The sequence below is a fragment of the Psychrobium sp. MM17-31 genome, from assembly GCF_022347785.1.
In the GTDB taxonomy this organism is placed as follows: Bacteria; Pseudomonadota; Gammaproteobacteria; order Enterobacterales; family Psychrobiaceae; genus Psychrobium.
In genome coordinates, this window is record NZ_JAKRGA010000008.1 from 1 (window position 1) to 19,620 (window position 19,620).

The following is a 19,620-nucleotide window of genomic DNA, read 5'->3' on the forward strand; positions in this document are numbered from 1 at the left end:
TATTAGACTGGTAACCATAGCAAATTGGTCCCACCTGATCCCATTCCGAACTCAGTAGTGAAACGATTTAGCGCCGATGGTAGTGTGGGGCTTCCCCATGTGAGAGTAGGACATTGCCAGTCACCTACTTAGAGAAAGCCGCTGCAGAAATGTAGCGGCTTTTTTGCTTCTAATCGGTGAAATGACTTAGCGCCGAGACAGCGATCGTCGCTCGCGGAGCGAGTGCAATATACTTAAGGTTCTTTCGCAAATACTACAACACAGTGTGGGGCTTCCCCAACTTGGTAAACCGAGCTGCGTCAGTCCGCTGGACTAACGGTCTCGGCTTACCTGAGTAGGACATGGCCAAACACCTATTTAGAGAAAAGCCCCCGTATTGAGTGCGGGGGCTTTTTTCGTTTCTGCGTGTGAGTTAATTATCTAGATACATTTGAAATCATCGTATGGGCGGGGATTTTACTCTAAAGAGCTACCGCGCAGTTCCTACTCCCGACGTTCATCCGCTGCTACGCAGGGCTTCCCAAACACTGCTTATGTTTGTTGCGATGCACTGCGTGCAACGGACTAACATCGCCCTTGATGCTTGATGCTTGATGCTTGATGCTTGATGCTTGTTGCGTCGAACCTTGTTCGACGGACTGTGCATCAAGAGAGCAGTTCGTTGCCAAATTACGTTAAAACTAAATTTATTTTTTATTCAGTTACTGATGTGACTTGCCAGTGATTAAGCTTTTGATAGTTATCGTATAGTGGAGTCCAATATTCTCTAGTTGTGACGAAATGAAAGGTGTAGGCTCCTTTCAGTTGAAACTCCGTAGACTCAGCTTGCAAGAGGTGAGTGCCGCATCCTGAATTGATTTGCTGAGAAAGTATTTGGGTAATATCTCTTCTGGGCGTATAAGAAATTTCACTCATTTGGAAATTAGATAATAGCTGAAGAATGTTTGTTTCAAGCTTTGTCTCTATCTCAGTAGTGGAAAGATTATAAGAATAAGAGTAATGGCTCGCTGATAGTAGTGTGAGGATAAAGAGCTTCTTAAACATCATAGTCCTTAATTAGTTTAGGAAGCTTCATTAAGTCAATTTAACGGCTTGATTGCAATAGCTTAGTATCACTATTTGTGTTTTTTATACTGTTTCGAAATTTTGCTAATGCCAGCTGTAAATTCTCGATCATATCCTGAGTCGCAAGTTCAAAGCCTTTGAGGCTGTCTTCTCGTAATGCTTCGCTTAAATTTATAGGTGTTGAGCTGCCTTTGACATTACTTGAGCCTGGGGCTCGAAATAGGAGTTTACGGCTGTTGATGTCGTAGATGGTGGTGTCTAGTAAAGTGCTGGTATCGTTCTTTTCGCCCGAGAAAATGTAAGCGCCGACTATGGTTAAATAGGTCATCGATAGCGCGCCTTCGTCGGTAAATTGCACTTGGTCGTAAGATACTAAGGCTATTACATCGATGTCGTACATTTTACTTATCTGTTCTAGATTGTCGAAGCCTCCCTTAGTGCGCAAATATGCTGCCGGAATGACTTCTAATTTATCGACAAATTCGTAGTCTCGAAAGTTATCGGCGATTTGTTCCAGCAGCTTTATTTTCTCCGGCTTGGTAATAGGTGAGCGAGTGGCTGAGACATTCGTTGGCGCGAAGGCAATACCGACTTTGAGAGGTAGTTTTAGGTAGGTTTGCTTAAGTGATTGGTTAGTTACTTTTTCGTCGCTATACAGGTAATCAACGACGCTACTGTTAATGTGTTTTGTGGTGGACATACAGCCGCTAGTTGTAGCTAGGAACATGACAATTATAAGGGGTTTTAAAAGGTTCATCGCTTTGCTCTCTGTAATTAAAGTGGCTGAATGGTGGCTGAGCCAAATCATCTCGGCAAGCGACCTGTTAAAAGGCGTAGGTGGCGATACTCGGCGTATTATTTTGTGGGTTTTTAAATAGAAAAAAGCCAGCGAAGTGCTGGCTTTTGATTGGCGTGTTTATATGGCTTGATGAACTTAAGACTAGTTTTTAATTTCTTTTGGCAAAACTAAGTTAAGTAGAATAGCGACTAAGGCACACAGGCTGATGCCTTGGATATTGTAGCCACCAAAGTTCAGTGCCATGCCACCAATGCCAAATACTAATACAATGGCGAAAATGATGAAGTTTCGCGGCTGTTCAAAGTCAACTTTCGCCTTGATTAAACTACCGAGACCAACGCTGGCAATAAGACCAAATAACAGCATCATGATGCCACCCATTACCACTGGCGGGATCGTTTGCAATAATGTGCCTAGCTTGCCAACAAAGGCCATTAAGATAGCCGCAATGGCTGCCCATGTCATAATACGTGGATTAAATGCTTTAGTAAGCATTACCGCGCCAGTAACTTCTGAGTAGGTCGTATTTGGTGGACCGCCAAGCATTGATGCTGTAGTCGTTGCTACGCCATCGCCTAATAACGTACGGTGGAGCCCTGGTTTTTTGATGTAGTCTTTACCAGTAGCATTGCTAATCGCTAGCACGTCACCGATGTGCTCGATGGCTGGCGCGATCGCAATTGGCAGCATGTAAACAATGGCTTGCCAGTTGAACTCCGGCGCAGTGAAGTTTGGCATTGCAAACCATGGCGCTGCGGCGACTGGTGAGAAGTCGATAATGCCGTGATATAGCGAAATGCCGTAACCGACAACAATACCCGCTAAGATAGGTACAAGGCGCATAAAACCTTTGCTAAAGGCAGATACGATTAAGGTTGCGATTAGTGCTGGTAGAGAAATCATCAGCGCTATTTGGGTATCAACGAGTTGCGCGCTGGCGTCACCAGTTTTGCCTAGGGCCATATTTACTGCAACAGGCGCAAGCGATAGGCCGATTACCATAATAATTGGGCCAGTTACTATTGGCGGTAGGTATTTTTGAATAAAGTCAGTGCCACGGACTTTAATAATGCCACTAAATAAGGCGTACACAACGCCAACCACCATTAATGCACCCATAGTCGCAGGAATTCCCCACGTTTGAGTGCCGTACATAATCGGTGCGATAAAGGCAAATGACGATGCTAGAAATACAGGTACTTGTCCCTTAGTTACAAGTTGGAATAGCAAAGTACCTATACCAGCAGTACAAAGGGCCACATTGGGATCCAGTCCGGTTAATAGCGGCATCAACACCAAGGCGCCAAAGGCAACAAATAACATTTGTGTACCAGTGAGCATTTCTTTGGCAAGTGATGCTTTTGATTGGTTAGTAGTCATCTCAGGCCTCTTTATTTAGTGCCGAAGATTTTGTCACCTGCATCGCCTAATCCCGGTAAGATGTAGCCGGCATCGTTTAGGCAGTCGTCGACAGATGCAGTGTAAAGCTCAACATCTGGATGCGCTTCGTTCATCGCTTTGATACCTTCTGGAGCGGCCACTAATACCAAGGCTTTGATGTTGGTACAGCCGCGCTCTTTTAGTAGGTTAATGGTTTCTACCATTGAGCCACCTGTTGCCAGCATAGGATCAATCACTAGTGCTAAACGCTCATCGATTTGAGCAGCTAGTTTTTCGAAATAAAATACTGGCTCGAACGTTTCTTCGTTGCGGTACATGCCAACTACTGAAATTCTGGCGCTAGGAATAAGCTCTAATACGCCATCCATCATGCCAAGGCCTGCACGTAGAATTGGTACTACGGTGATCTTTTTGCCTTTGATTTGTTCTACTTCAATTGGACCATTCCAGCTGTCGATTGTCGTAGTTTCTAGTTCAAGGTTTTTGGTGGCTTCGTAGGTTAGTAGGGTGCCGACTTCTGAGGCTAGTTCACGAAAGTGCTTAGTGCTGATTTTTCCCTTTCTCATTAAACCCAGTTTGTGTTTGATAAGTGGATGATTTACTTCGATAGTGTTCATTTTTGACTCCAGTATGAGAAGGGAAGTGGACAAGCCCACAGGGCGTGGGCAATTTAGCGCATATTTTAGGGAGCACGTTGTGTTGGATCAAGTAATAACGTGAATTAGATCACTAAAGTCTTCTTTTGCGTACTTATTAACCAATGCTGTGTTTTTCGAGACGATATAAAAAGGCCTTGTAACCCAATTGCAGAAATTTAGCGGCTTTGGTTTTGTTGCCATTGTTCTGACGCAAAGCGTCCTGTAGACACTGTTTTTCAAACTCCTCCCAGTTGATTCCACTGCTCGGTAGGGTAAATGAGTGTTGCTCGACACTTGATTGGTTCATGCCATTGATTAGCTCGTTAACATCGTCGAGTAAAATGTATCTTTCAACACGGTTGCTAAGCTCACGCACGTTGCCCGGCCAGTGAAAATCGAGCAATTGTTTTAATACATTCTTATCTAACTCGGGTAATGGACTGTGATATTGCTTGGCAAACTTATCGAGAAAGTGATTAATAAGCTTGGGAATATCTTCGCGGCGTTCGCGAAGTGGCGGCATCACTAACGGCACCACGTTGAGGCGATAATAAAGGTCTTCTCTAAATTCGCCTTGCTCCGCCATCTCCATTAAATTGCGATGCGTTGCGACAACCACACGCACATCGGGTTTAGATTCGCTATGGCTACCGACAGGCACAACGGTACCTTCTTGCAAAAAGCGTAAGAGTTTCGCTTGCAATGTTAGCGGTAGCTCGCCTATCTCATCGAGAAAAAGCGTCCCTTTGTCGGCAGCTTGGATTTTTCCTTCCTTGTCACTATCGGCGCCGGTATAAGCACCTTTGATAGCGCCAAATAATTCGGCTTCTGCAAGCGATTCTGGAATGGCGCCACAATTAATAGCAATGAATTTACCACTGCGGTTGGACAGCTCGTGTAGCGCACGGGCAGCGAGCTCTTTACCCGTGCCGCTCTCGCCATTAATTAGGACAGTTGCGTTGGTATGTGACACGCGTTTGAGGCGCTCATAGACTTTTGCCATACATGGCGCATTACCAATGATCCCGGCTAGATTGTTCTGCTCGACCAGTGCCTCGTTGAGTTGGCTGTTTTCACTGCGTAGTTGCATTGCCTTAACGGCTTTATCTACCGATAGTAACAAGGCTTGGCGTTGAAATGGCTTAGCAAGGTAGTCATCAGCACCTGCTTCCATTGCCTCTACTGCATGAGCGATAGTGCCGTAAGCCGTTGCGATAGAAAAACCAATATGCGGATAGTTTTTACGAATGAAGTTGAGTAGGTCAATTCCGCTGAGGTTACCGAGTTTCCAATCACTGAAAATAACATCGATAGGCTGTGATTTTAAGATCAGTATCGCCTCTTCAACACTCGCACTACTAGTGACTTGAAAGTTGCCATTATCAACAATGGTTTCGATGATATTGCGCTGTTGTTCGTCGTCTTCAACAATGAGTAAATTGATCATGGGGTATTTTCTTCATTCTTTTCGTTAACTGTAATAGGCTCAAGTGTGATGCGGGCTATTGCGCCATTTGGTTCGGCATTTTCTAGTGTTATATCACCTTGATAATGGAGTTGGCATAAGCGTTTAGCGATGTAGAGTCCCATACCCGCACCTTCAGCTTTAGTAGTGATGTGGGGTTTGAATAGCTGTTCTTGAATTTGCGGTGCAATACCGCTGCCGCTGTCTTGTATCGTTATACAAATGGCGGCGTCATCTCTCTTAGCAGAGATAGTAATTGGTTGTTCTGCCGGGGATGCTTCAATAGCATTGACCACAATCGTATGAATTATCGAGCGAACTTCGCTTTCGTGGCCGTTAAACATCAAATCTTTATCGCCGTTGATTTTGACAATATGGCGGCTCGTTGCTGCGGTTTCCAGCACAATATCCTGCATCACGTGATAGAGGTTAAACTGAGTGGGGGTGAGTGAGTCATCTGCAGCTAGGGTGAGCAGTGACTTGATCGTGTTATCCATCGCAATGATCTTCTCCCGCGCGCCAATTGCGATTGTTTGGCGTTGTTCATCAGTCAAATCTGATTGTGCCATCTGTTCTAATGAGAGCCCTATAGTGTTAATAGGGTTGCGCAGCGCATGTGCTAAGCCACGGGTCATTTCTCCAATATCTGACATGTGTTGAGCCGCTGCATAGTGTTTTGATTGTTCATCTAGTTCGGCTAAACGCTGAGTCATGGCATTAAATTGGGTCAGGATTTTGCGGGTTTCAGCGATGCCTTGTTCTTGTACAGTAACTTCAAAATCCCCTTGTTCTAGTTGATTAAATCCGTACTTTAACTGCTTTAGAGGATCGCTAATGTGTTTCGCGATAAAGTAGGCGGCGATCAAGCCGAAACTCGCCATGGCGAAGGTAAGTAGAAACAGGTTGTTGAAGTAGTTGTTGGTGGCTTCATTTTGCTCTTGAAACTCAAAGGTTTTTTGCTCTAGGCTGTCTTTGGTTTGCTTGATGAGGGAGAAACTTTCGTGATCGTCGTTTTGCACAATATCGATGGCGTTAAGCAGCATTTTTAAATCTTGAGTTGCCACTGCATTATCGAAATGCGGGATAAGCTCTATGGCAGGCTTGCCATTATCCACTTCTAACGAGTAATGCTGATTGATTTTGATAATTTTCTTCTCGGGTTGGAGCAACCTGATATTGTAGAACTGATTAATTGAGGCGTTGGCCATTAGTTTTTCGGCTGTTTTATTATCCAATGGCGCTTGCTCAAAGCTCTCTTGGGCAAACTCGATAATTTGCGCCGAAAGCGCTTTAGAGGTTTGCTGGATCTCTTGATTAACTTGGTCCTGTATATAAGAAACAAAGCTCAGTTGAACTGCCGTCAATATTAGAATGATAAAAGCAATGAGTAAGAATATGTAACGCTTTAAAGACATGTTGTTCCTTGGCTCATAAGTGAACGTGGGTAATATGACTTTACTATTCAATAGTTAGGCCAGCTCACGTGAGGTATTTTAAGTTTTATAAATCAGTCGATTAGGTAAAGTGTCCTAATGGTAATTATCATTTGATATAAACTTAATTCCCCATATCAGGATAAGATATCCCGATATGAGGAAATATTCTATGTAATATTTAAGTGAATTAATTAAGTGTTTTATTTAATGCGTTGTTTTTATTGATTAATTTTTAATTGGTACGCTGTTTGTATTTATCGTTGTAAACCCAGACACAACGATAAACGGAGAATATGATATGTCAGTTTTTTCAAAATCAATTATTAATAGTTTAGTGGCTTCACTTTTTGTCATCCACGGTCCTTTATACGCAGACGAAGCTGAGTTTGTAACTGTAGAAAAAGAAGTACAGGAAGCAAAAGCGGCTAAAAAAGCGATTGAACGTCGTATTGAAGTCAAGGCAAAAGCCGGTAAACCAGTGCGTGTTTTTGTTAATAGTAATGATCAAGAACACTTTTTCGAGTTGTCGCCTGAAGAGATCAAAAACATTAGTAAGGTAACAGCAAAACTAGAGAATCTAGACGAAAGGACCATGGCTAAGGTTAAACAGGCGCTAGCCAATGTGCAGAAGAGTCTAGATGAGCTTAAGCAGGACAAGTTGCTAACTCAAGCTGAACTTGAAGAGGTTGAAAGACTGTCTGAACTGCACGGCAAAGAATTACGCATTAAAATGTTGGAATTAGATAAGCTTGAAAGCGTTAAAAAGCTTGAACATGTAAAAGGACTCAAAGAGCTTGAAATTCTTAATGAACTAATGGATGAAGAACACGCTTTTGTGATTCGCGAACGTTTAAATGAGCACGGCGAGTCGATCACCGTTAATATCGAAGAATTAGACGATGAAGATAAACGCGTATTTGTCATTGATGGCAGCGATGGTGAAATTGTTATCAATGGTGAAAAAGGTAAGAAAATGGTGCAAACCTTTGTTTTAGGCGAAGGAAATACCATGATGAAAGGTCATGTTGATGCCATTCTTAAATTGATCAAACACGGTGAGTTTTCACCAGAAGAGCTGGATAAGCTACAACAAATGCTTGATAGCAAAAGATAGTTAAGCTCTCACTATCTCTCTCTTAGTTTCTATTATTGAACGCCTCGGCTATTATAGCCGAGGTTTTTTATTGAGAGTGACAAATGGCCAAGCCAAATAAAAAAGGACCGACAAAAACCGTCGATATCTTTTGCCAATCCTGTAAAGCACAACTTTATAAATACCGCAAAGGCGGCAAAGGGGCATTAGTTAAATGCTTTGTTGAGCGGATCTCCCAAGATTATACTCAAACGCCTTGTCAGTGCCCTAATTGCCAGCAAGTCTTTGCTAGAGAAACGCTAATTCGCGGCGTGGCGGCCTACAAAATGATCGGCGGCAAGGTTTTTTTCAAATAACACGAGTTAAAAGTTTTTACTCCGCATTTTTTTAAGCTGGCCTCGCTGGCTTTTCTTATCAAGACGTTTGAGTTTAGAGGAGTAAGTTGCCTTGGTGGCAATACGTTTCTTTTGCACCTTGTTCGCGTCTAATATAATGGCTTTTAGCTGATTCAACGCTTCATCTCGATTAAAGTCTTGACTGCGAGAGCTTTGACTTTTGATGATTATTTTTCCTGATTTGCTAATTCGATGGTCGGATGTATTGAGTAGTTTTGTTTTTAAACGGGCAGACAACGATTGGCTGCTTTTTATATCAAAAAACAGATGCACCGCAGTCGAGGTTTTATTCACATGTTGTCCGCCAGCACCTTGAGCTCGGATAAACTGCATTTCAATTTCGTTAGCTGGAATAGTTAGCGAATTAGATATTTTTAACATGGTTTTCTTCGGCGAAATTTTCCGTCACTTGTTTTAAATTTAAACTAAGCTTAAATAGTCAACTAATGTTTTAGGGGAAACGTTATGATTACTACCGTAGATGATAACCGAAGTTTCACACGAATGGATGTCGATTGTGGCGTTAGATTTAAAATGGATGGTTCAAGTGATTTAATGTATGGCACGGTTCACAACTTGAGCGCCCAAGGCGTTTCTTTTGCAACCAATGAACCTCTGCCACAAGATGCGGAATTGTTTATTGAGGTGAACTCGGGTGGTGGTAGCATTCCACCACTAATGGCAAATGCTCAGGTGCTGCGATGCACTGAAGCGGCAAACGGCGAATTTGAAGTCGCCTGTAAAATGCAAATTAGCGCTTAGTTCAATTTCTCGTATCCGTTGAAAGGCTTGATTTTTATCAAGCCTTTTTTAATGCCTGAAGATTATTGAACTTAAGTCCAGTTTGTTAGTGGTTAATTTTTGTTACTATGCGGTCATCACGACAAATAAAAAGACTTTGAAAATGACCACTGCCATTATTTCTCATCCTGATTGCCGGCGTCACAAAATGGATGTTTTACATCCTGAACAGCCGGGGCGTATTGACGATATTTCTGATCGTTTAATTGCTAGTGGCTTGGAATATAGTATTGATCATTTTGATGCTAACGATGTGCTCAATGCCGATTTGTTGCGCGTGCACGGCGTGTCTTATATTCGCAGTTTATATGAGCGTATTCCTCATGAAGGGCTGGTGAATATTGATGGTGATACACAAATGTGTGCTAATACACTTAAGGCTGCAAATCGCGCGGCAGGCTCTGGTGTACAAGCTGTTGACTTAGTGATGCAAGGTAGTCATCAAGCGGTGTTTTGTAATGTAAGGCCACCGGGGCACCACGCTTATCGCGATAAAGCTAGCGGCTTTTGCTTTTACAATAATATTGCCATTGCCGCATCTCATGCGCTGTCGTTAGACGAAGTAAGCCGTGTCGCTATCATTGATTTTGATGTTCATCACGGCGATGGCACTGAAGACATTTTTAAAGACAGTGACGATGTGTTGTTTTGTTCGTTGTTTCAACATCCGTTTTATCCCTTTAGTGATCCTGAGCCTCAGCATCAGAATCACATTAAATCACCAATGGCGGCAGGCGAGGGTTCAAAAGAATTTAAGCAACTAGTGTCAGAGCATTGGATGCCTGCAATCGAGAAATTTGAGCCACAATTAATTTTTATCTCTGCTGGCTTTGATTCTCATCGCAATGACGACATGGGACATATCAATCTTGATGATCCTGATTATGCTTGGGTTACTCAACAGCTTTCTGATTATGCGCAGCGTGATAATTGTCTGGGAATTATCTCAATGCTTGAGGGGGGATATGAGCAGGGGGTCTTAGGTAGAAGCGCCATCGCGCACATTAAAGCGTTGGCGAGATTGTAGATCGTTATTTTCTTAAGCGACCTGATAAAACTGTGCATTAGCAATGAGTTGATCGTCGATGATCTCTTTGGCAAGCGTTGCACATCCACCGCATTGACTAGCGACGCCAAATTTCTCTTTAATAGCTTTTATGCTTTGATCGCCTTGATCGACAGCCTGACGGATGTCTTTATCTGTAATACCTTTGCATACACAAACAAACATAATAACTATTCTCATTGAAAACTTGCAATGAAGTATAAATGATATTAATTATTATTTAAATGCTTGGTTGAATGTTTTGTGAGGCTGTAAACGTTGTTATTTATTCAGTGTTTGACAATCAATAGTTTAGCTACATGTGGGCGACCAAAAAACTTGCCACCCACATAGATGAGGAGGTTATTTGCCGCTGCTTGATTGATAAGCTTGCAAGTCGAGGCGCATTTCGACCCAGCCTTCTTCCATATCAAATTTAACCTTGAAGCCCAGTTTACGACTGAGATTAATCATTCCCGCATTTTGTGGCAGGGTGAGGCCACTCATGATTTTAGTACCGCGTTGTTTGCAGTAATCGATCATTTTGAGCATTAAGGTCTTTCCTAATCCTTGGCCTTGAATATCACCACGTATTACAACGGCAAACTCTGTTTCTAGGTTTTCCGGATCGGTAATCGCTCTCACGACCCCCAAGGTATGAAACTTCTCATTTTCATCGCGATAAGAAGCAATGAAGGCCATTTCACGGTCGAAATCGATTTGAGTCATTTTAGCCATTTGTTCATGGCTCAGTTGTCCCACTTCGCCAAAGAAACGCTTGTATCTATCTTCTTTACTGAGGCTGTCGTTAAACTCAAAGTGACTTTGTTCATCTTCAGCTTTGATGGGACGTAGCATGACTTCGCGGCCGTCTTTTAACGTGATAAGTTGCTCTAACTCTCGCGGGTAAGGACGAATCGCTAAGCGCTCTGCGCCATCGCCTTCACAGTGCTGAAGCTGGATATTTACATCCAAGATCGTTGCTTGGTCACCTTGGATCAGCAGTGGATTAATATCTAGTGACGCAATCTCTGGGCAATCTATAATCAAATAAGACAGCTGAGTAATAGTGACTGATAGTGCATTAATATCGAGATCGGTTAACGCGCGATGGGCCTTGATTTTCCCGCTCTTTATTGCACCTATGATGAGGTAACGAGCGAGCGCCGTATTAAGAGGGAGCAATGCGACTGCCGCATCTCGGGTCAGATCCCAACTTGAGCCTCCTTCACCAATGTATAAGACTGGGCCAAAGATAGCGTCGTTATGCATCGCAAAACGCAACTCTTGGGTACCTGCTGTATTGGCCATTTTTTGAATGTTGAGACCGTCAACTTCGATGCCGTGATGATTGGTTTGATTGTCCAGCATTGCCTGTGCGTTAATTCGCACTGCTTCTTCATTCATCAAATTAAGCTTTACGCCGTCAATGGATACTTTATGAGTGAGTGCGGGAGCGCTAAGTTTTAGTGCCACCGGATAGCCTAATTCATTGGCGATAGCTACAGCTTGTTCACTGCTAGCTACATGATAAGTGTCTAATGTTGGTAAGCCGTAAAGCGATAACAGCGGTGCCGCTTTATGTAAATCGATACTGTTAAAACCATCGGCTAGTAGAGATTGAGCAATTGCTCGTGCTTCTTCTGGTGCGGTTTGATAATGGCGAGAAATTGATTTTGGTGTCTCTTGTAGCAATCGCTGATTGCGACGGTATTCAACCATGTGCATAAAGGCGCCAACAGCCCCATCAGGCGTTCTAAAGCTAGGAATTCCTGCTTTGCGGATGATTTTACGTGCTTGGTGAGCCGAGCTTTCTCCCATCCAGTTGGTGAGAATATTTATTTGCCGGCCACGAGTGTGCTGGTTAATGCTTTTAATAATGGCTTGTGCGAATTCTTCGCCACTTGCTACTGCCGATGGCGAATGGATAACTAACAAGGTGTCGATTTCTTGCGAGTCTAGCAAGATAGAAAGTGTTTTAGCGAATCGCTCTGGGCTTGCGTCGCCGGCGATATCGACGGGGTTTGCTTTCGACCAGTGATTTGGCAAGAGCGCTGACAGGCGCTGGATAATTTCATCTTCAAGCGTAGCTAATTTTCCGCCACGAGATATTAATGTATCTACCGCCATAATGCCCGGTGCTCCGCCGTTGGTTACAATGGCAAGACGTTCGCCTGTCAAAGGTTTGGTGTGGGCGAGGGTTTCAAAGGCGGCAAAGAGCTCTCGTAGGTGATTTACTCTAAGCATACCTGCACGTCTAAATGCAGCATCGTAAACTGCATCACAACCCGCCATAACGCCGGTGTGATGGGAAACGCCAATTGCGCCTTCATCGGTTGAGCCTGATTTTATAACGATAATCGGTTTGGCGCGGGCTGCAGTTCTTGCCGCCGACATAAAGTGGCGATGATCGTTAATCCCATCGATATAAAGCAAGATAGCTTGTGTTTTAGGGTCGCGACTTAAAAAATCGAGGATTTCGTTAAAGTTAAGATCGATGGTTTCGCCAACAGAGACAAAGTAAGAAAAGCCCATATTCTTATGGTTTGCCCAATCAAGGACCGTGGTTGCGACTGATGACGATTGAGAGATGAAGGCTACTTTCCCCGGCTGTGCTTGCTGGTGGGCAAAGCTGGCATTGAGACCTAAATGGGGAATTTGCATGCCTAGACTACTGCCACCAAGGATACGAATACCGTATTTTCTAGCGATCTCTTTAACCTGATCATTACCACTGCTTTCATCAACAACTGGTAATTGATCGATACCAGCAGCGAGCAAAATGACTTGTTGGCATCCTAGCTCACCTAATTCTGTCATCACTTGCGGCGTGTATTTGGCATTAATGGCAATGATGGCTAGATCAGGGATTTGCGGTAAATCGGCTATTTTCTTATAAGCTAATACGCCACATATTGATTGATGTTTGGCATTTACCGGCATGATTGGTCCAGCAAAACTTCCCTGCAGCAAATTGCGCATGATGAGATTACCTGCGCGCTGTGGTGAGTTAGACGCACCTATTACGGCGATAGATTTGGGATTGAAAAACCGATTAATTGGATTCATAAATATTGTCGTCCTAACTTGTCTTTTTGCTGTTTTGTGCGCGGCTCAATTGTTATAGTCGGCAGCATCAAACTCATTGTAATGGAATATTCTATGGCAACGCTGACGCAAATCAATGTCTACCCGATTAAATCCTTGGGCGGTATTCAACTTTCGCATGCCTTTGTTGGCGAAACGGGGTTGGCACTCGATCGCCAACTGATGCTGGTGGATAAAAATGGCAAGTTCGTGACGGCGCGAAAGTGGCCACACTTATTAGCATTTCAAGTTTTATTAGATGATAAAGGATGGGTAGTAGTGGGGCCGAGTGGTGAGCAGTTATCGATTGCTCGTGCTCAGTTTAAGCAATCTGTTGACGTGAATATCTGGCGTCATGATATGAAAGCAGCTTGCGCTGATGAGTCTGTTAATGCGTGGTTTAGTAAGCAGTTGAATAGTGATGTGCGTTTGGTATCTGTTTGCGATGAATCTGCTCGCTATGTTGCTGACTCGAAGCAGGAAATTGCTTTTTCAGATGGTTATCCTTTGCTAATCATTGGCCAAGGCTCGTTAAACGAATTGAATCAGCGAGCGACTGAAGACTCTATTATGGATCAATTTAGGACAAATTTGGTTTTCGACGGCGAGATGGGCTTCGTTGAGGATACATGGCAGCGGGTCCGAATCGGTGAAGTGGAGTTTAAATTTGTAAAGCCGTGTGAGCGCTGTGTGATGACAACGGTGAATTTTGATGATTACTCATTTAGAAAAAATAGAGAGCCGCTAGCAACCCTGAAACAGTTTCGTGCAGATCCTAAAGGCCGCTTAATGTTCGGTGAAAATCTAATTGCTGTTAACTCGGGAATGATTAAAGTAGGCGATGAAATTGAGGTATTGTCTACTCATGAACCTATAAAATATGGTGCTAAATGACATCTAATGAAAAGAATTGAAAAGTAACGTATTTAGGCTGCATTCAGCAAAGCTAATTAAGCTATAATGCATCGCGAAGCTCTCCCTTAAATTGGAATTATTTATGAAATCAATGACTAAAAAACTCACGGCGGTAATCGTTGCATCTGCCACATTAACTTTAGGTGCTTGTCAGACTGTTGACCCATATACAGGTGAAAGCCGTACCAACAAAGCAACAACTTATGGACTGGGCGCTGCTGTTGTTTGTGCATTGATTGGTTCGAAAAAGAATAGTAAACACGCTCGTAACGCTGGTTTGGGTTGTGGTGCTATTGGTGCCGGTATCGGTGCCTACATGGACTCACAAGAAGCTGAAATTCGCAAAGAAATGCAAGGCACAGGTGTTCAAGTTCAGCGAGATGGCGATAAGATTCGCTTAATTATGCCGGGCAATATTACTTTTAAGACAGGTAAATATGACATTAGCCCGAACTTTTACAATACGTTAGACGGTGTTGCCCGCGTATTAGCTAAGTTCAAAGACACACGCTTGATGGTAGCTGGTCACGCCGATAGCACAGGCAATGCCTCATTTAACCAAACGTTATCGGCTAACCGCGCTCAGTCTGTTGCGGGATATCTTCAACAGCGTGGAATTAATGCGGGCCGTTTAATGAGTCGCGGTTTTGGTTCATCGATGCCAATCGCATCTAATGAAACAGCGCAAGGTCGTCAAGCGAACCGTCGTGTAGAGCTGGATATTGTCGCTAATCCACAGTAATAACGATTAAATCAGCCTAATTAAATAGCGTTTAATTTTAAACGCTATTTAAACTCTTCTCATTCCCATCTTCCCCTAGTATATTAACAAACTTGCCAATTGAACTGGCTTTTAATAGCAATTATTAATTTGTTTTGTTAACTTGTATTTTCTATCTATAAAGGATTATTTTTGATAAGAAAATAAAACTATTTTACTAAGCGGCGAGCTTTGACTTTGGGCTGTTACTTTATGTATCCAATTCTTCGACATTTTATTTGCTTTGCGATTCTTCTCTCTACTTTTCTTTCATTCTTTTCAGCTGCTCAGTCCATTTCAGACGAAAGGCAAATTAAATTAACAACGAAATTTAATTACTACACCAAAGCGCAAGGGCTTGACCAAGTTACTGTTATTTATATTGTTGAAGATAAATTAGGCTTTATTTGGCTGGGTACACCGACGGGAGTGTTTAGATTCGACGGCGAAAACTTCAAGCATTTTACCCCTGCTAACAGTGGATTATCCGGCGCATTTATTACCTCGCTGTATATCGACTCGAAGCAGCAATTATGGGTTGGTACTGAAACAGGTTTGAATTTGTATCAACCTGACTTGGAAAAGTTTGAATCATTCTTTGAGCGCGGGCTGGCTGACGAACATATCTGGAGTATTTTCGAAGACAGTCAAAACCGCTATTGGATTGGCGCTAGTGATACGCTGTATTTATTTGATTTGGTAAATAAGTCGTTTGAAAAACTTAATTTTAAATTACAAGAAAAGCCATTCCCATTGAAAGAAGTCCGTACTATTTTCCAAGATGAAAAAGGCTTTGTTTGGTTATCTACCGATCGTGGTGAAAATTATATCGTTGACCCTTTGCTTAACAATTTACACAAGCTGTCTGAAGACAATCCGACGGGTGTTATGCTGACGGACAGTCGAATTAATCAGTTTATCCCAACCAGTGGACGAATCTTGATTATTCGCGATCGCGACATCTATCAGTATAAGCACGAGCGGCTCACAAAGCTTTACGAAGCACCACAAGATTCAGCGAATAAGCTGATGAGAGGCGTTTTGGACAAAGATAATAGTTTGTGGGTTTCATCAGAACAAGGCTTGTATCAATTTAACGAGGTTAATAGTCGTTTAACCGTTAATGGAATATATGCCCAATCAAATCAAATTTTTTCTATCATCAGTGACCGTAATGAGAATTTGTGGTTTGGTACTTTACAAAGTGGCTTGGGACATTATTTAAAGAAAAATCAGCTTTTTAGTCACCTTTCTTTAGCTCAAGATATGTTGAGTGACGACGTTGTTTGGTCCATTGTGGAAGATGAGCTATCAAACGTATGGGTTGCTAGTAATGCATCACTACTTTCACGTTTTGATTTCAAAGCCAATACTGCCAAATTCTATGAATCAGGTATTGATGGTATTAAATCGCTTTCCTATACAAATAATTCTTTATTTATTGGCTCTAACGAAGGGCTTTTTCGTTATACGCTGAATGATAAAGATGCGTTACAAAAGCAAGAGCAGTTGTTGGATATAGAAGTTGCCTATCTAGCGAGTGATGTTACTTATGTTTATGCTTCGTCTTGGGGAAAAGGATTATTTAGAATCGATGTCACAGGCGAAGGCAACTCTGCCGCTGTGGAAAGCATGTCATTTGGCAAAGATGTCTTGCCATATATTACAACGTTAAAGAGAGTAGGCAGCAGGCTGTATGTCGGGACATTGAATGGCTTTTACGTGTTTGACTTAAATAGCGGCTTGTCACGAGAAGTCGTTGAATTGTCAGGCAAACGGATCAGCTATGTGTCTGAAGGTGGAAATGAGGTAATAGTTAGCACTGGTGATAGTGGTGTGTATAAGTTTGATTACGGTTTAAGTAAGGTCGTGGCACATTATTCTTATGAGAAGCTGCTTAATAGAACGATATATTCCGCCTTTATGGGAGCCAATGGCAATGTATGGATGTCGACAGATAAAGGCGTGCTTAAACTTAATAAGCAATTGGCTGTTTATCAATACGATGTTTCAGACGGCATAGGTGGCGTAGATTTTAACGATAATAGCGCCTTGAAAACGACTTCAGATGTTGTTTTATTTGGCGGCTCAAAAGGTGTCAGTTACTTCGATACAAATAAACGAAGTGATGAAGAAATTGCTGGTGCTCAATTATTGTTTACCGATTTTACGGTGTTTAATAACCCCGTAGAAATCGGCGAAGAAGTTGAAGGTAATGTCAAGCTACAACGCTCTATTCTAACAACAGATAAAGTTACCCTTGAATATTCTGATTATCCTTTTGAGATTACTTATAATCTAATCAATTACCCACAGCCGCAAAAAGTAAAATACCAATATAAACTTATCGACATCGATGACGCTTGGCTCAAGGGTAAAAAGAGCCGAACTTCTACCTATACCAGTCTCGAATCTGGAACTTATCAATTTGTCGTAAGAGCGCTTGATGCAAGCACAAATGAAGTGCTGGCAACGAATAGCCTTAAAGTGATTGTTCTACCTCCATTTTGGTTGTCGCCAATAGCTTTAGCGCTTTATGGATTATTGTGCGTGGCATTGGTGATGACAGTGTTAAATATCATTAATCAACGTAAACGCGCTGCCAGAGAAATCCAGCATGCAGCGAAGCGACTTGAGTTATCACTGTGGGGGAGTGGTGATTTAATGTGGGACTGGGATATTGTTAACAACCACGTTTATCACAGTGAGCACTGGCAACAGTTTGACTACCCTGGTTTGGCTGAGAAAGATCTCGCTAAAATTCACCCTAAAGATCGTGAGAAAGTGTCTGCTCGCCTTGCTGCACACTTGGCAGATGAATCGGAATTTTTCGAGGCAAGCTATCGAATCAAGCGTCACAATGAAGATGCGTGGGTGTGGATTGTTGACCGTGCTAAGGTCGTTGAGCGATCGCAAGATGGCAAGCCACTGCGTATGTCGGGAAATATTCGCGATATCAACCTTCTAAAAAATGCAGAAGCACGCCTCAATATGCAGGCAAACGTTATGTCGACGATTTCCGACGCCATTTATGTAATGGATTTGGACTTCAATATTGTCGACGTTAACGATGCCTTTGAGCAAATTACAGGGTTAACTCCGCAACAAGTACTGAATAATCAGCGTATCTTTGCTACTTATCACGGCGGTATTGCAGCTGTAATTAAAGCGCAGCTAACAAAAGGCTTGGCGTGGAATGGTGAAGCAAAAGCAACCAAGCCTAATGGTGAGATTTATTCAATTGAATTACACCTCAATCCGATGCGTGATAATGACAATGAAATTAGTCATTATGTGGCAGCTTTTTCTGACATCACGCAACGTAAACAAACTGAGCAAGAATTGCGTGACCTATCCAACATCGATCCGCTAACACAATTGCCAAATCGTTCGTATTTTCAATATGCTCATCGCAATCTGATTCGTCGCAAAGAGCCGCATGCTTTATTGACGATGGACGTCGATAACTTTAAGAAGATCAATGATTCGATGGGGCATGATGAAGGCGATAAATTGTTGTGTATGATCAGCGAGCGCATCGATACACAGATTAATTGTCAGCATTTACTGTGTCGATTAGGTGGCGATGAGTTTGCGTTGTTGCTTGAAGATATCAACGATATCAGCATGATTACCCAGGTACTTTATGATATCGAAGGGGTCATGCAAAACCCATTTGAGTTAAACGGTGAAAGTTTGGTAATGAACTGCAGTATTGGTGTCGCCATTTATCCAAATGATGGCGAGACCACTGAAAGCATGTTGCAAAGTGCTGATACGGCAATGTATCACGCTAAATCTGAATCGGGCTTTAGCTATCAATTGTTTAACTCCTCAATGAATGAATCTGCGGTTAGACGCCTGCAAATAGAAGGCATGATACGGCAGGCACTCAAGAATGATTGGTTCGAAGTTTATTATCAGCCGAAGATTGACTTAGAAACCGAAACAATCATGGGGATGGAGGCGCTAGTGCGTTTAGTACACCCTGAGCTAGGCATGATAAGCCCATCAGAGTTTATTCCTATTGCCGAGGATACTGGTCTTGTCATAGCCATTGGTGAAAAAGTTTTAGATAAAGCATGCTATGCCACGCAGCAATGGCGTAAGAGTGGCCTCTTTAATGGCAGGGTAGCAGTAAATCTCGCTGCTAAGCAGTTCTCCCAAGAGGATCTGTTACAACGAATTGACCACATATTGGAGTGCACCCAGCTGCCTTTAGCTAACCTCGAGCTTGAAATTACCGAAGGTACTGTTATTGAAGATCCCGAGCTGGCGATCACCACTATGCAAAAGCTGGTAGATAAAGGCATTCATTTAGCGCTTGATGATTTTGGTACAGGCTATTCTTCATTGAGTTACTTACGTCGTTTCCCAATTCACACATTAAAAATTGATAAGGCCTTTATTGATGATCTAAGTAGTGAGCGAAGTGATCGTCATATGGTGGCATCTATTATTTCAATAGCCCATAACATGGACGTATCTGTTGTTGCTGAAGGGGTTGAAGAAGGCGATCAAATTGCCGCTCTTAAGCAATTAAATTGTGAAACGATTCAAGGGTACTATTACAGCCGCCCACTATCTGAGCAAGATTTCACGTCGTATTTGTTAAAGCAACAAGTGGGCAGTAAGTATTTGAGTTCAATTTAGAGTTAATACTACATTCTGGCACGCTACTGGCAAGTAGTTAAATGTAATTACAAAAAATTGACATTTA

Annotated in this window: 16 protein-coding genes and 1 rRNA gene; 8 read left to right on the forward strand and 9 right to left on the reverse strand. The window is 42.5% G+C overall.

What is annotated here, in order from left to right; translation table 11 throughout:
- Window positions 1-6 precede the first annotated feature (6 nt).
- Window positions 7-122 (forward strand): 5S ribosomal RNA (gene rrf / locus MHM98_RS17970).
- A gap of 384 nt (window positions 123-506) precedes the next feature.
- On the opposite strand, the gene MHM98_RS17975 is transcribed toward rrf, so the two are convergent.
- From MHM98_RS17975 to MHM98_RS18000, 6 genes are all read right to left on the reverse strand, one after another.
- On the reverse strand, window positions 507-668 hold the full coding sequence (locus tag MHM98_RS17975) for a hypothetical protein (RefSeq protein ID WP_239440783.1): 162 nt from the start codon (window positions 666-668) through the stop codon (window positions 507-509).
- A gap of 416 nt (window positions 669-1,084) precedes the next feature.
- Window positions 1,085-1,765 carry a rhombotarget lipoprotein gene (gene rhlP / locus MHM98_RS17980; protein WP_239440784.1) on the reverse strand — a complete coding sequence of 227 codons (681 nt, stop codon included), beginning with the start codon at window positions 1,763-1,765 and terminating at the stop codon, window positions 1,085-1,087.
- 240 nt (window positions 1,766-2,005) lie between these two features.
- Window positions 2,006-3,244, reverse strand: coding sequence for a uracil-xanthine permease family protein (locus MHM98_RS17985; RefSeq protein ID WP_239440785.1), 1,239 nt, complete (start codon window positions 3,242-3,244; stop codon window positions 2,006-2,008).
- 11 nt (window positions 3,245-3,255) lie between these two features.
- On the reverse strand, window positions 3,256-3,882 hold the full coding sequence (gene upp, locus MHM98_RS17990; RefSeq protein ID WP_239440786.1) for a uracil phosphoribosyltransferase: 627 nt from the start codon (window positions 3,880-3,882) through the stop codon (window positions 3,256-3,258).
- Between the two features lie 136 nt (window positions 3,883-4,018).
- Window positions 4,019-5,350 carry a sigma-54 dependent transcriptional regulator gene (locus MHM98_RS17995; RefSeq protein WP_239440787.1) on the reverse strand — a complete coding sequence of 444 codons (1,332 nt, stop codon included), beginning with the start codon at window positions 5,348-5,350 and terminating at the stop codon, window positions 4,019-4,021.
- Entirely contained in the window at window positions 5,347-6,783 is a 1,437-nt protein-coding gene (locus MHM98_RS18000) for a HAMP domain-containing sensor histidine kinase (RefSeq protein ID WP_239440788.1), read from the reverse strand. The genes MHM98_RS17995 and MHM98_RS18000 overlap by 4 nt, the downstream gene beginning before the upstream one ends.
- A 319-nt stretch (window positions 6,784-7,102) precedes the next feature.
- Here MHM98_RS18000 and MHM98_RS18005 point away from each other — a divergent pair, with 319 nt between their 5' ends.
- Together MHM98_RS18005 and MHM98_RS18010 are read left to right on the forward strand one after the other, a co-directional pair.
- Entirely contained in the window at window positions 7,103-7,918 is an 816-nt protein-coding gene (locus MHM98_RS18005; protein WP_239440789.1) for a hypothetical protein, read from the forward strand.
- Window positions 7,919-8,001: 83 nt separating this feature from the next.
- Entirely contained in the window at window positions 8,002-8,253 is a 252-nt protein-coding gene (locus MHM98_RS18010) for a hypothetical protein (RefSeq protein ID WP_239440790.1), read from the forward strand.
- Window positions 8,254-8,259: 6 nt separating this feature from the next.
- Here MHM98_RS18010 and arfB read toward each other — a convergent pair whose 3' ends face one another.
- Window positions 8,260-8,673 (reverse strand): alternative ribosome rescue aminoacyl-tRNA hydrolase ArfB, encoded by a 414-nt coding sequence (arfB, locus tag MHM98_RS18015; RefSeq protein WP_239440791.1) that lies wholly within the window; start codon window positions 8,671-8,673, stop codon window positions 8,260-8,262.
- 84 nt (window positions 8,674-8,757) lie between these two features.
- Here arfB and MHM98_RS18020 point away from each other — a divergent pair, with 84 nt between their 5' ends.
- A complete protein-coding gene (locus MHM98_RS18020; protein ID WP_239440792.1) occupies window positions 8,758-9,054 on the forward strand; it encodes a PilZ domain-containing protein in 297 nt (98 codons plus the stop codon).
- A 142-nt stretch (window positions 9,055-9,196) separates the two neighbouring features.
- Window positions 9,197-10,120 carry a histone deacetylase family protein gene (locus tag MHM98_RS18025; RefSeq protein WP_239440793.1) on the forward strand — a complete coding sequence of 308 codons (924 nt, stop codon included), beginning with the start codon at window positions 9,197-9,199 and terminating at the stop codon, window positions 10,118-10,120.
- A gap of 12 nt (window positions 10,121-10,132) precedes the next feature.
- On the opposite strand, the gene MHM98_RS18030 is transcribed toward MHM98_RS18025, so the two are convergent.
- Entirely contained in the window at window positions 10,133-10,324 is a 192-nt protein-coding gene (locus MHM98_RS18030) for a (2Fe-2S)-binding protein (RefSeq protein ID WP_239440794.1), read from the reverse strand.
- 177 nt (window positions 10,325-10,501) lie between these two features.
- The gene (locus tag MHM98_RS18035) at window positions 10,502-13,207 is read right to left on the reverse strand and encodes a bifunctional acetate--CoA ligase family protein/GNAT family N-acetyltransferase (protein WP_239440795.1); all 2,706 of its coding nucleotides are present in this window, start codon (window positions 13,205-13,207) and stop codon (window positions 10,502-10,504) included.
- Between the two features lie 93 nt (window positions 13,208-13,300).
- Here MHM98_RS18035 and MHM98_RS18040 point away from each other — a divergent pair, with 93 nt between their 5' ends.
- The 3 genes from MHM98_RS18040 (at window position 13,301) to MHM98_RS18050 (ending at window position 19,553) form a co-directional block, all read left to right on the forward strand.
- The gene (locus tag MHM98_RS18040) at window positions 13,301-14,119 is read left to right on the forward strand and encodes an MOSC N-terminal beta barrel domain-containing protein (RefSeq protein ID WP_239440796.1); all 819 of its coding nucleotides are present in this window, start codon (window positions 13,301-13,303) and stop codon (window positions 14,117-14,119) included.
- Between the two features lie 103 nt (window positions 14,120-14,222).
- Window positions 14,223-14,882 (forward strand): OmpA family protein, encoded by a 660-nt coding sequence (locus tag MHM98_RS18045; RefSeq protein WP_239440797.1) that lies wholly within the window; start codon window positions 14,223-14,225, stop codon window positions 14,880-14,882.
- 231 nt (window positions 14,883-15,113) lie between these two features.
- Window positions 15,114-19,553: an EAL domain-containing protein gene (locus MHM98_RS18050; protein WP_239440798.1), complete on the forward strand. Its 4,440-nt coding sequence runs from the start codon at window positions 15,114-15,116 to the stop codon at window positions 19,551-19,553.
- Window positions 19,554-19,620: the final 67 nt, after the last annotated feature.

What these genes read in the sequence shown, in the direction of transcription:
- rhlP (WP_239440784.1), bottom strand. Translation starts at nt 1,765, where the DNA reads ATGTCCACCACAAAACACATTAACAGTAGCGTCGTTGATTACCTGTAT.
- MHM98_RS17985 (WP_239440785.1), bottom strand. Translation starts at nt 3,244, where the DNA reads ATGACTACTAACCAATCAAAAGCATCACTTGCCAAAGAAATGCTCACT.
- upp (WP_239440786.1), bottom strand. Translation starts at nt 3,882, where the DNA reads ATGAACACTATCGAAGTAAATCATCCACTTATCAAACACAAACTGGGT.
- MHM98_RS17995 (WP_239440787.1), bottom strand. Translation starts at nt 5,350, where the DNA reads ATGATCAATTTACTCATTGTTGAAGACGACGAACAACAGCGCAATATC.
- MHM98_RS18000 (WP_239440788.1), bottom strand. Translation starts at nt 6,783, where the DNA reads ATGTCTTTAAAGCGTTACATATTCTTACTCATTGCTTTTATCATTCTA.
- MHM98_RS18005 (WP_239440789.1), top strand. Translation starts at nt 7,103, where the DNA reads ATGTCAGTTTTTTCAAAATCAATTATTAATAGTTTAGTGGCTTCACTT.
- MHM98_RS18010 (WP_239440790.1), top strand. Translation starts at nt 8,002, where the DNA reads ATGGCCAAGCCAAATAAAAAAGGACCGACAAAAACCGTCGATATCTTT.
- arfB (WP_239440791.1), bottom strand. Translation starts at nt 8,673, where the DNA reads ATGTTAAAAATATCTAATTCGCTAACTATTCCAGCTAACGAAATTGAA.
- MHM98_RS18020 (WP_239440792.1), top strand. Translation starts at nt 8,758, where the DNA reads ATGATTACTACCGTAGATGATAACCGAAGTTTCACACGAATGGATGTC.
- MHM98_RS18025 (WP_239440793.1), top strand. Translation starts at nt 9,197, where the DNA reads ATGACCACTGCCATTATTTCTCATCCTGATTGCCGGCGTCACAAAATG.
- MHM98_RS18030 (WP_239440794.1), bottom strand. Translation starts at nt 10,324, where the DNA reads ATGTTTGTTTGTGTATGCAAAGGTATTACAGATAAAGACATCCGTCAG.
- MHM98_RS18035 (WP_239440795.1), bottom strand. Translation starts at nt 13,207, where the DNA reads ATGAATCCAATTAATCGGTTTTTCAATCCCAAATCTATCGCCGTAATA.
- MHM98_RS18040 (WP_239440796.1), top strand. Translation starts at nt 13,301, where the DNA reads ATGGCAACGCTGACGCAAATCAATGTCTACCCGATTAAATCCTTGGGC.
- MHM98_RS18045 (WP_239440797.1), top strand. Translation starts at nt 14,223, where the DNA reads ATGAAATCAATGACTAAAAAACTCACGGCGGTAATCGTTGCATCTGCC.
- MHM98_RS18050 (WP_239440798.1), top strand. Translation starts at nt 15,114, where the DNA reads ATGTATCCAATTCTTCGACATTTTATTTGCTTTGCGATTCTTCTCTCT.